10 protein-coding genes are annotated in these 12272 nt (G+C 46.5%); 1 reads left to right on the top strand and 9 read right to left on the bottom strand.

Translation table 11 applies throughout. The features are described 5' to 3' along the window. Positions 1 to 77 precede the first annotated feature (77 nt). From guaD to L0992_22285, 9 genes are all read right to left on the bottom strand, one after another. A complete protein-coding gene (guaD, locus tag L0992_22245) occupies positions 78 to 1412 on the bottom strand; it encodes a guanine deaminase (protein ID XGB69118.1) in 1335 nt (444 codons plus the stop codon). Positions 1413 to 1471: 59 nt separating this feature from the next. Then, complete coding sequence (gene xdhC / locus L0992_22250) at positions 1472 to 2353, bottom strand: xanthine dehydrogenase accessory protein XdhC (protein XGB69119.1); 882 nt, start codon at positions 2351 to 2353, stop codon at positions 1472 to 1474. A 47-nt stretch (positions 2354 to 2400) separates the two neighbouring features. Then, the gene (gene xdhB, locus L0992_22255) at positions 2401 to 4806 is read right to left on the bottom strand and encodes a xanthine dehydrogenase molybdopterin binding subunit (GenBank protein ID XGB69120.1); all 2406 of its coding nucleotides are present in this window, start codon (positions 4804 to 4806) and stop codon (positions 2401 to 2403) included. Further along, a complete protein-coding gene (xdhA, locus tag L0992_22260; GenBank protein ID XGB70407.1) occupies positions 4799 to 6187 on the bottom strand; it encodes a xanthine dehydrogenase small subunit in 1389 nt (462 codons plus the stop codon). Before xdhA ends, xdhB begins: the two co-directional genes overlap by 8 nt. A gap of 515 nt (positions 6188 to 6702) precedes the next feature. Beyond that, a complete protein-coding gene (locus tag L0992_22265) occupies positions 6703 to 7437 on the bottom strand; it encodes a GntR family transcriptional regulator (protein XGB69121.1) in 735 nt (244 codons plus the stop codon). Positions 7438 to 7630: 193 nt separating this feature from the next. Beyond that, positions 7631 to 8317, bottom strand: a complete 687-nt coding sequence (locus L0992_22270; GenBank protein ID XGB69122.1) for a DNA-3-methyladenine glycosylase I — start codon at positions 8315 to 8317, stop codon at positions 7631 to 7633. A 138-nt stretch (positions 8318 to 8455) separates the two neighbouring features. Beyond that, positions 8456 to 8953, bottom strand: coding sequence for a GNAT family N-acetyltransferase (locus L0992_22275; GenBank protein ID XGB69123.1), 498 nt, complete (start codon positions 8951 to 8953; stop codon positions 8456 to 8458). Between the two features lie 42 nt (positions 8954 to 8995). Beyond that, positions 8996 to 9622 (bottom strand): HD domain-containing protein, encoded by a 627-nt coding sequence (locus L0992_22280; GenBank protein XGB69124.1) that lies wholly within the window; start codon positions 9620 to 9622, stop codon positions 8996 to 8998. Positions 9623 to 9833: 211 nt separating this feature from the next. Continuing rightward, positions 9834 to 10493: an HAD family phosphatase gene (locus L0992_22285; GenBank protein XGB69125.1), complete on the bottom strand. Its 660-nt coding sequence runs from the start codon at positions 10491 to 10493 to the stop codon at positions 9834 to 9836. A gap of 411 nt (positions 10494 to 10904) precedes the next feature. On the opposite strand from L0992_22285, the gene L0992_22290 reads away from it, so the two are divergent. Then, on the top strand, positions 10905 to 12233 hold the full coding sequence (locus tag L0992_22290) for an anaerobic C4-dicarboxylate transporter (protein ID XGB69126.1): 1329 nt from the start codon (positions 10905 to 10907) through the stop codon (positions 12231 to 12233). Positions 12234 to 12272 lie beyond the last annotated feature (39 nt).

Genomic DNA, 12272 nt, shown 5'->3' on the forward strand with positions numbered 1-12272 from the left:
CAAGGCTAGATAAATCTGGACGGATTTTTAATTAACGACGGCTGCCGCTGTCTAGCGATTGTTACTCGGTTTTCAGTCTAGCTAACGAGCTTTTTGTAATCTTTGAAATTCACGTCGTAGGCTTTCTCACCGTAGATGTAAGTCTCGCTGACGGTTCTGTCGTCACCCAAGCTCATTAGTACAAAGAGTTTTTCTTCAAGCTTGGTCGCTTGTTCCATTCTGAAGCGCATCAGTTGTGTCGCGTGCAGATCCAGTACCACGAAGTCGGCTTCTTTGCCTACTTCTAAGTTACCGATTTTATCTTCTAAATGCAGAGAGCGTGCGCCACCTAAAGTTGCCAAAAACAGCGATTTAGCAGGGTGAAGTTTCTCTTGTTGAAGCTGCATGATTTTGTACGCTTCGCTCATGGTTTGCAGAATCGAGAAGCTGGTACCAGCGCCAACGTCTGTTCCCATTCCAACACGAATACCGTGCTCTTCCATTTTTGGTAGCTTAAATAAGCCAGAGCCCAAAAACAGGTTGGAAGTAGGGCAGAAGGCGATTGCAGAATCGGTATCCGCTAGGCGTTTGCATTCGCAGTCTGATAGGTGAATACCGTGTGCAAATACTGAACGCTTATGCAGCAAGCCATAGTGGTCATACACATCTAAATAGCTGTCGCGTTCTGGGAACAATTCTAGAACCCAGTCGATCTCTTTCTTGTTTTCAGAAAGGTGGGTGTGCATGTACACATCAGGGTATTCTTCTAATAGCTTACCAACCGTCGCCAACTGTTCTGGCGTACTGGTTGGTGCAAAACGTGGCGTTACTGCGTAGTGTAAGCGACCGCGATTATGCCATTTCTCGATGAGTTCTTTTGAATCTTCATAGCCAGATTCAGGAGTGTCGGTGAGGTAATCGGGCGCATTGCGATCCATCAAAACCTTACCTGCGATCATACGTAGGTTACGTTTCTCAGCTTCTTCAAAGAACACGTTGACTGACTCTTTGTGTACGGTGCCGAACACGAGTGCTGTCGTGGTGCCGTTGCTCGCCAGTTCGTCTAGAAATAGCTTCGCCACTTTGTGCGCGTAGACTGGGTTTTTGAAACGTTTCTCTTCTGGGAAGGTGTAGTTCTCTAACCAATCAAGTAGCTGCTCACCGTAAGACGCGATCATCCCCGTTTGAGGGTAGTGGATGTGCGTATCAATAAAACCAGAGGTGATCAGTTTGTCTTTGTATTCTTTTACTTCGAGTGTTTTAGGCTGACGTGCCAATACGTCATCGGCATGGCCTAAATCGACGATGTGGCCATTCTCAACCACTAAAACACCGTCTTCAAAATAGTCGTAAGACTCATCGATACCGACGTCTTTTGGGTCGGCTACGCTGTGTAAAATACTGGCGCGATAAGCTTTGCGTTGCGTTGTCATGTTTACTTCCTTTTAATGACTTCAGCGACGTTATGGCCACTGAAGCTTTGCGACTTGTATTAGGCGATCTTCTCTTCCAATGGTGGTTCGCCTACATCGCTTGGTTGACTGTGTTGATCGGTCAAATCCTGATTTCGATATTGTTTGGTTGGGCGCTTTTGTTCAAGCGCTTGGCCTTGATAGTGTGCGATCAGTTCACCCGCAACCGATACCGCAATTTCGGCAGGATGTTTGCCATTCACAGCGCTAATACCAATCGGGCAAATCATGGTTTCGATTTGTTCTTGGCTGTAGCCACGTTGCTCTAAGCGGAAGTCGAACTTCTTACGCTTAGTGAGCGAGCCGATCATGCCGAAGTAACGGCTGTCTTCACGGTCGATAATGGCTTTAGTTAAGTCGAAATCAAGCTGGTGGTTATGCGTCATCACAAGGTAATAGCTGTTCGGCGGCATGTGTTTCACTTCTCCGACTGGATCGTCTGAGACAAGCTTTTTCACACCGTGCGGTAGCGTTTCAGGGAACACTTCTTCACGTTCATCAATCCAGGTCACACGGAAGGGTAGGGTCGCAACAATGTGCAGCAGCGCTTTGGCAACGTGGCCAGCGCCAAACAGCACAAGGTGATTCTGTTGAGTGCCTATTGGTTCAAAGCTCAATGTAGCCATACCACCACAACATTGGCCTAAACGAGCACCTAGGTTGAAGCGTTCCACTTTGAGTGATTTTTCGCTGGCAATCAGCATTTCGCGCGCCATTTTAGTGGCCACATGTTCAAGGTGACCACCACCAATCGTAGCGATGATTCGGTCACGAGTGACAAGCATCTTGGTACCCGCATCGCGCGGCACTGAGCCTCTGTCTTCAAGCACTGTCACCATCACACATGGCTCGTAGTTCTCTTCCAGTTTTGCCAGTTCGTGAATCCAATTATCCTTAAACATATGTCCTCCTAAATCCCTTTTATGCTTCCCTAGCTGTTCATTACGCCCTAAGCCGTTTCTGATTGTGCATCGACCGAAGTCGGAGCCGTTTCAGTGACTTCCTGTATCGCCATCAGAATGCGTTCTGGCGTTGCAGGTGTGTTGAGCTTAGGAATCGCACCATCGACAGCGACATAGCTAATCGCATCTTTCAGTGCGCTCCATACCGACATACCTAACATGAAAGGTGGTTCACCCACGGCTTTCGAGTTGAATACTGTGTCCTCTGGGTTGCTGCGGTTTTCCAAAAGGTGCGTTCTGAAATCAATCGGCATATCAGCAATCGCAGGGATCTTGTAACTCGCCGGGCCATTGGTCATTAAGCGGCCTTGTTGGTTCCAAACCAACTCCTCCGTTGTTAACCAACCGACACCTTGCACAAAACCACCTTCGACTTGGCCGAGATCAATTGCTGGGTTCAATGAAGCGCCCACGTCATGCAGAATATCAACTCGAAGAATCTTGTTTTCGCCAGTTAGGGTATCGATGATGACTTCTGAACAAGATGCGCCGTATGCGTAGTAATAGAACGGGCGGCCGCGCGCTTTCTCGTGATCGTAATAGATCTTTGGAGTGCGGTAGAAGCCAGTGCTCGATAGCGAGATTTGATTAAACCAAGCCAGTTCAACAAACGAGTTGAACGTCATGATTTCATCGCGGATCTGCACCATACCGTTCTTAAACACCACCTCCTCAGGCCACACTTTGAAGTGCGAAGAAGCGAAGTCTATCAGGCGCTGCTTAATGGTTATTGCGGCGTTTTGCGCGGCCTTACCGTTGAGGTCGGCGCCCGATGAGGCTGCGGTTGGTGATGTGTTCGGAACTTTGTCTGTGTTTGTAGCGGTGATCTGGATACGTTCGACATCGACTTGGAACTCCTGTGCAACGATTTGTGCCACTTTGATGTTCAAGCCTTGCCCCATTTCCGTACCACCGTGATTCAAATGAATACTGCCATCGGTGTAGATATGGATGAGCGCACCTGCTTGGTTTAAGAAAGTCGCAGTAAACGAGATGCCGAATTTCACAGGTGTGATCGCTAGGCCTTTCTTCAAGATAGGGCTTTGCTTGTTGAACTCAGCGATTTCTTTACGACGTGCGTGATAGTCACTGCTGCGTTCAAGCTGTTCGGTTATCTCAGGTAAAAAGTTGTCTTCAACGGTTTGGTAGTAATGGGTTACGTTACGGCCTTCTTCGCCGTAGTAGTTCGCCTTACGTACTTCCAAAGGATCTTTTTTCAGGTAACGCGCAATCTCATCCATGATGTGTTCGATAGTCATCATGCCTTGCGGGCCACCAAAGCCACGATACGCAGTGTTCGATGCTGTGTTGGTTTTGCATCGATGACCAACCACAGTTGCATCGCCTAAGTAGTAAGCGTTGTCTGAGTGGAACATTGCACGGTCGACGATAGAGCTTGATAAGTCTGGTGAGTAACCACAGTTACCTGCAACGGTAATGTCTGCACCTTGAATCACACCATTGTCGTCAAAACCGACTGTGTATTGATTGTAGAACGGGTGGCGTTTACCGGTTTGCTGCATGTCTTCATTACGCAGCAGACGCATTTTGGTAGGTCGGCCTGTAAGGTGGGAAATCACCGCAGCCATACAGGCTGGAGAGGCTGCTTGAGTCTCTTTACCACCGAAACCACCACCCATACGACGCATATCAATCACCACTTTGTGCATCGGAACGCCAATCACTTCCGCAACCAGTTTTTGAACTTCGGTTGGGTTTTGAGTCGAGGTGTAGACGATCATGCCGCCGTCTTCGGTTGGCATTACGCTACTGATTTGGGTTTCTAGGTAGAAGTGTTCTTGTCCGCCGATCTCTAGGTCGCCAGAGATCACGTGTTTTGCTTTTGCCAGTGCGGCTTTCGAGTCACCACGCTGTTGAGTGTGGCTTTCTGTTACGAAGTGCTCTTTTGCTAGCGCTTCTTTTACATCAAGAATCGCTGGTAGCTCTTCGTATTCAATAATGGCTGCGTGCGCGGCTTTGCGTGCGGTTTCTAGATCGTTTGCTGCTACCGCAATTACCGGTTGGCCGTAGTATTCAACCTTGCCGTCAGCAAGCAGTGGGTCACCTGGAAGTATCGCACCGATATCCAGTTCACCCGGAACGTCTTTGGCTTGAATGGCAATAGCCACGCCTTCAAATTCGTAACACGGTGATAAATCTATCTTGGTGATGTTGGCGTGCGCTTGAGTGCTCAGGCGAGCGTAAACGTGCAGCTGATTTGGGAACTCTAGGCGGTCGTCAATGTATACCGCTTCGCCCGTGACTTGCTTGGCTGCACTGTCGTGTTTAACGCTTTTGCCTACGCCAGTTTTTAGGTCTTGTTTTGCAATGGTAACCATCTCTTCGTGGGTCATCGCATTGCTCTTGTGAACAGAGGAATTTGAATTAGACATAAGACGTTACCCTTGTTTCGATTTGGTTGTTTTTGTTCTGCTGTTCAATGAAGTAGCGACGCAACATATTTGCTGCCGACAATGAACGGTATTCTTGGCTTGCACGGAAATCGGATAGCGGCTCAAAGTCGTTATACAGTTCCTGCATCGCTAACTTAATATTAGCGTCTGTCCACGGTTTGCCTAATAACGTGTTTTCACAACGCGCCGCGCGCTTAGGCGTTGCAGCCATACCACCAAAGGCGATACGAGCGTAAGAAACCTTGCCGTCTTCAATTTGAATATCGAACGCACCACATACCGCAGAGATGTCATCGTCTAAACGTTTAGACAGCTTGTAAGCTCGGAAGCTGTCGTTAGTTGGCTTAGGAATGATGATATGTTCGATGAATTCACTCTCTTTCTGGGCCGTCACTTTGTAGCTGATGAAGTAATCTTCGATCGGCATGGTGCGTGACTCATCACCGCAACGAAGTTTGATCTTTGCGTTAAGGGCAATCAGCAGAGGAGGGGTGTCACCGATAGGTGAAGCATTCGCAACATTACCGCCGATGGTGCCTTGGTTACGCACTTGCAGTGAAGCAAAGCGGTGTAGCAGTTCACCAAAATCTGGGTAGTGTTTTTTCAGCAGTGCGTATGAATCACTGATAGGCAGGTTGGCACCAATGATTAAATCGGTGTCAGTTTCTTCGCATACCTTCATGTCTTCGACAAGGTTTACGCTGATCAGTGTTTCAATCTCGCGATGGAATTGCGTCACTTCCAGTGCTAAATCCGTGCCGCCAGCAACCAGCTTAGCGTTCGGATGCGCTTGAAAAAGCTTGGCCAACTCATCCGTGCTTTTCGGGGAAAAAGCGGTGAGGTGACCAAGGCGTAAGTTGGCTTCGGTGTCTTGAATATCTTCTAGCTTCTTGATGGTGTTGCGTTCAAGTTCAGCGAACTGGTCGATCAAAGGTTGGTCTGTTGAAAGCGACATTGCAGCATCAACAATTGGTCGGTAGCCCGTACAGCGACATAAGTTACCCGCCAATGATTCCATGACATCTTCTTTGCTCGCATCGGGTTTGTTCTTGCCTAGCGCAAACATCGACATGATGAAGCCCGGCGTGCAGTAACCACACTGTGAACCGTGAAAATCAACCACCGCTTTTTGTACAGGGTGCAGTGACTTATCTCGGTTTTGTAGATCTTCTACTGTGATCAGTTGCTTGCCATGCAGCGCTGAAACGAACGTAAGGCAAGAGTTCACCGAGCGGTATTGCAGCTGTCCATTAACCACTTCACCTAAAACGACGGTACATGCGCCACAGTCACCGGACCCACAACCTTCTTTGGTACCAGTTTTATTAACCTTGGTACGAAGGTAGTTGAGCACTGTCATATTCGGCGACAGATTGTCTTCACGTCTTATTTCCTGATTGAGCAAAAAAGTAATCAAGAGACCTCCTTGTAAATCGACATTGTTCCATGTGTATTCTTTTTGACTTCTAGGTCAATAATTATCCATCCTGACCCTGTGGTCAACTATTTATTTACAAAAATGCAACAACATTGCACTTTGATGGATTGTATACAATTTTATTTTGGTTGTAGTTGTTTGTTTTATTGGGATTTAAATTGGAAGTGTTGAGTTTGTGGTGTGAATGAATTAATGGCTATGTATACAAAATAAAGACAAGAATTTTGGCATTGGCGGAGCAAATACTGTAGAAGCTAAGAGCGCTATTTAGGCCAGAATAGAGAGTGTTTTGAGGTGAAATGAGTCGATCTTCGCGTCTATCATTATGGGGAGAACATAAAAAGAGAAGTAAACGCAGAGGCTTACTTCTCTCCCGTCTTGTTAACAAAAGGTTGTTAAAAGAACGTTGTTAGAGCTGGATTGGAATGGTCAACTCGTTATGATTTGTTCTTAAGCAAATCTGAGAACACAACATGCAGGTCGCTCGATGCGGTGCTGCTGTCCAGGTTGAGCTTAGAACGAATGTGGCTCAAGTGTTCTTTCATCAACTCGACGGCTTGCTCTTCATCGCCAGACTCAATCGCATCAAGCAATCCTTCGTGTTCATCCAAAGAACAGTTCGAGTGATTACCTGTTTCGTATTGAGCGATCAGCAGTGAGGTTTGCGACACTAGGCTGCGCTGGAAGGCAAGCAGTGGTGCGTTTTCTGCCATCTCTGCCAGTTTGATGTGGAACTCACCAGACAAACGTAAGCCAGAGCCGTAGTCACCTTGGTCAAAGGCACAGTTCTCTTTCGCGACCAATTTTCTACACTCTTCGATCTGAGCTTTGGTTGCGTTTTTCACTGCAAGTTCGGTGATAGCAAGCTCCATCACTTCACGCGCTTTAAATATCTGTTTGGCTTCGTCTACCGTTGGCGCAGCAATCATGGCACCTCGGTTTGGACGGATCACCACAACTTGTTCTAAAGAGAGACGCAATAAGGCACGGCGAATGATAGTGCGGCTAACGCCAAATATTTCTGCTAACGCTTCTTCGCTTAATTTGGTGGCTGGTGGCAGCCTTTGTTCTAGTATCGCGTCGAAGATATGGCAGTAAACAACATCGTCTTGAGTCTGGCCTGTTACTTTTGTTTTTACACCTTTGGAGACAGAATTTTTGAGAGCTGTCATAGAGATAAGGGCCCTTGTTTAGTCGAGTTGGGTTGGTCGAGAATAATTCATGAGTGTTACTCTATATTGTATACATTTATCTATACAATGCCACTGGATGAAAGTGCGATGCACGCTTATTTGTTAATGACTTATAACATTTAGTTTGCAGGGAACTGTGTGCAATCTAAAGCTTTAAGCCATTCTTCTTAAACTAGACGCGATTATCGCCACAGCTGTAGGCGACGATCTGGCTTATTTCGCTCAGGGTACGACCTGACTGTTGCTGCCACTCGTTGAAAGCCTTACTTGCCGCAACTTGTGCGCGCTTAGTGTTCCGGCCGCTATCAACCACATCTGTACTGCGCAAGTGCGCTTCTACGTCAGAAGATAAGATGAATGTGTCTTTGCCCATCTGGCGCAAGGTGTAAGCACCTGTGTTACCACCTAATCGCTTACCGTGTTTCTTCAGGTAATCCCAAAGTTCTGTAATGCGTTCTGATGGCCAGTCGGCAACCATTTGTGAGAATGAATCGGCTTCACGCTTGGCATTGTGGATCATCATTGCGTTGGCAGGGATGGTCATCACTTTAGTGAGGTGGCGAATAATGCGTGGATCTTGTGCTTTCTGCTCCCACATCTCATTCGGCAGCATCAGCATTTTTTCGATGTCGAACTCAAAGAACACTTCTTCAAATTGCGGCCATTTCTTCCTCACTACATTCCACGAAATACCACACTGGAATACCTTTTCTGTAAAGGCTGCCAACCAACGGTCGTCGGTAATTTGTGATAACTCGGCTTGTGAAAGAGGTGCACGAACAATCTTTTCGAGCTCTGCTGCGCCGCCTTTACGGTGAGCGGCACGTTGATAAATGGTGTCGAATTTTTCTTGGGTCATTGAAGGTTCCAAATTACATTTGTGTATCTTGAGTGTGTAGCCAATGTTTAATGATATGGGGTCAAATCTGGCAATTAAAACGATTCTGTTAACTAAAGTAAGTCTGTTAATTAAGACGATCGAGCCGAGTAAAGCATGCTAGCTGAGCTTTAATTCCATTTGATATAGAGGCCAGGTTTTGCCATTGAATTCTTTGAACTTTGGCTCTTTGTCGACCACTTGAAAGCCCGCTTTGTCGTAGCAACGTTTTGCCCCGATATTCTGCTGAAAGACTGCCAAGCTGATGGTGGTGACATCAGGGATTTGTTTCGCCGCTTCTAATGCACTTTCTATCATGGATTGCCCAAGCCCTTTGCCTCGTTGGTTTGGGTGAATTGCAACTCGGCAAAAGCGAAGTTCACTGTCTGACATACGTTGAAACTCCATAAAACCGAGCAAGTCATTGGCATTCGAGTTAGTGCTAGACGTGGAGAATGTGTAAAGCTCGACATGTGACTCTTGAGAGCGTTCGATGATGGAGGCGGCTTCTAACGGCCAACCAAAGGTTCGTCCTCCCCACAGTACGTAGTCTTCTAGGGATGTGAACCAAGTGACGATCTCGTCGGCATCGGATGCTTTAAAGCGGTTTATTTCCATATCCTTGTCTCTTCCTTATCGTGTGTCTCTTTTTCTAAGCCGCTAAACTTCCGCACCCAACTGCTCAAGAAAGCCACGCATGTAGTCAGTACGCTTGTTGGCTTCTAACTTAGCGGATTCTGTATTCATAGTTTCAGCGAGCTTAAATAGCTTCACGTAGAAGTGGTCGACGCTGTAATGCTTGTCATCCAAGTTACGTTGCGTCGCGAACGGGTCTTCGTGGTTGTAAAGCTCAGCGTTAAAGCTTTGACCTACGTACAGGCAGCGAGCAATACCAATTGCACCGAGAGAATCAAGGCGATCAGCATCTTGGACTATTTGCGCTTCCAAGGTTTCTGGTGTGATGTTGGCGCTGTAGCTGTGCGTGACAATGGCATGATGGATCTCATCCAGATAGGACGCGGGATAGTCGATAGATTTGAGGAAAGAGATCGCTTTGTCTGCTGCCACTTGCGAGCTTTGGGCTCTGTCTGGATGGTTCTTAGGAAAGGTGAAGCAATCATGAAGATAAGCGGCGGGTAAAACGACTTCAAGTTTAGCCTGTTCTTGTACACACAAAGCCTTAGCGGTTTTGATGACGCGCTTAATGTGGCTAATGTCGTGCGCGGCATCTTGTGTCATTTCTCGTTGTGCAAAATCAAGCAGTTGGTCTTCAAACTTTTCCTTCACGCGTCTCTTTCTCCATATGTAGACGTTAGCAATCTTGTTGATCACCTAGCATTTATTTCACATCGACTGTAACAGTTTCAAGCGCGAGTTTTTATCTTTTATAAAAGGAATAGCAACAAAAAAACCGACTCTGTGAGTCGGCTTAATAGAGAGGCTTGTCTACGTATTTTAGGACGAGACAGATAAAAGCATTATCAACGGTAGTGAGAGCTTAAGCTGCAGCTTGTTGAAGCTGTGCTAGCACATCATGCAGAGAAGGGCTGATGGTGTGTCCAAGCGCTTTTACTTCGTCACATGGTTCTACTAAATCAGGGATCTGGAAGCTGATCATGTTGGCTGCCATAGAAGCGCGAATACCATTGTTTGAATCTTCAAACGCCAAGCAAGTTTCAGGCGCAACACCTAGGCGCTCAGCCGCCAGCAAGTAAATCTCTGGGTGAGGCTTGCCGTGAGTCACTTCGCAGCCTGTGCTTAGTGAAGTGAAGTAAGAATCTAGGCCTGCTAGCTCAAGCTTCTTCTTTGCGATATCTAGCTGAGTGGAAGTTGCCACCGCGATTGGAATGTCATTCGACTTTAGCCATTCAAGCAGCTCAATCACGCCATCTTTTACTGGGATTGCTTGGTTTTTAACAATCGCACTGTAGCGCGTGCGCCATTCGTTATTCAGAGCTGGGTAGTCTAGGTTTTCACCGTAGCCATTTCGAAAAATCTGTTCGATGGTTTTTGCGTTACAGCCAATGATGCCTAGGTAAACATCCTGCAAAAACGGAACACCTTGCGCGTGACATGCTTCTTCAAATACCTGCATACAAAGTCGCTCGGTGTCGAGCAGCAGTCCATCCATATCAAAAATAGCAGCTTGAAAATTCATATCTGTGGTTCTTAATGTGTTGTCATCGTAAGGGCGGGTATTTTGACACAGTGTTTTGGGATAGGCGAGTTAGAGTTCAGTAAAACAGCGATAATTGTATTACAAAATTTTAAGGGAGCAGGCGCAATTCGTTATGGGCTTCTGAGTGGGTGATAGCGTTTAGTTATGATATTTAAATTTTATAGATTCAGGCGTTCTAAAAGAAACAATGAACATCAGAATGCATAACAATCCTGGAGTTTCACTTGAATGAAAAATTACATTTTCGATACTTAATCGCCTGTTATCGTGACCCTAATCTTATAAAAAACAATCCATTAAAGCGCTCAATAATTGTGTGACATACCAATAAGTAAAGTATTGAACATACAGACAAAATATCCCTAGTCCACATTTTTAGCAGGGTTGCTTATGTTGTATTTTGAGTTTCTATTTTTACTTGTCGTTCTCTATATCGGTTCTCGATATGGCGGTATTGGTTTAGGGGTTGTTTCTGGTATTGGTTTGGTGATTGAGGTCTTTATCTTCAAGATGCCGCCAACATCGCCACCTGTCACCGTAATGCTGATCATTCTCGCGGTGGTAACCTGTGCTTCGATCCTCGAAGCGGCTGGTGGCTTAAAATACATGCTGCAAGTGGCGGAAAGGGTGCTAAGAAAGAATCCGAAACGCGTCACTCTGATAGCTCCGTTTGTGACTTATTCGATGACGTTCCTATTGGGTACTGGCCACGCGGTGTATTCAATTATGCCTATCATCGGTGATGTGGCATTGAAGAACGGGATTCGTCCTGAGCGCCCGATGGCAGCGGCTTCTGTTGCATCTCAACTTGCGATTACCGCATCGCCAATCTCGGCGGCTGTCGTTTATTACTTAGCGCAACTTTCAGATATTCAACACTCTATCACTTTGCTTTCGATTTTATTGGTGACGGTGCCTGCCACCTTGTTCGGTACGTTGTTACTTTCTTTGTACAGTTTGAAACGCGGTAAAGAACTGAACGATGATCCTGATTATCAAGAGCGCTTGAAAGATCCTGAGTGGAAAAAGCGTATTGAAAACACTACTGCAACGTCTTTGGATGAAGTGCTTCCAAGCTCAGCGCGTAATGCAGTCTTGATTTTCCTATTGTCGATTGTGGTGATTGTTATTGTGGCGATGGTGCCAGAGATCAGAACCATCGTAGACGGCGACAAGCCAATCAAGATGTCGGTGATCATCCAAATGATGATGCTCTGTTTCGGCGGTATCATCTTGCTGGCGACCAAAACTGACCCACGTGATGTGCCAAATGGTGTGGTATTCAAATCCGGTATGGTGGCAGCGATCGCTATCTTCGGTATCGCTTGGATGTCGGATACTTACTTCCAATACGCAATGCCTCAGTTCAAATCTGGCATCGTGGAAATGGTAACGAACTACCCATGGACGTTCGCACTGGCGCTATTCATCGTATCGGTTGTGGTGAACTCGCAAGCCGCAACGGCACGTATGATGTTACCTGTTGGCCTTGGTCTAGGTTTAGATCCAGCCTTGCTGATCGGTTTGATGCCAGCGGTGTACGGCTACTTCTTTATCCCGAACTACCCATCTGACATCGCAACCGTGAACTTCGATGTGTCTGGTACCACTAAGATTGGTAAGTGGTACTTCAACCACTCATTCATGTCGGTGGGTTTAATCGGTGTCGTCGGCGCATGTTGCTTAGGTTACGCACTGGCTCAGATTTTTATCGCTTAATCTGTTAACGAAGTGAAATGAAAAACAGCGCCTAAATTG

This window comes from Vibrio pomeroyi (assembly GCA_041879425.1).
GTDB lineage: Bacteria > Pseudomonadota > Gammaproteobacteria > Enterobacterales > Vibrionaceae > Vibrio > Vibrio pomeroyi_A.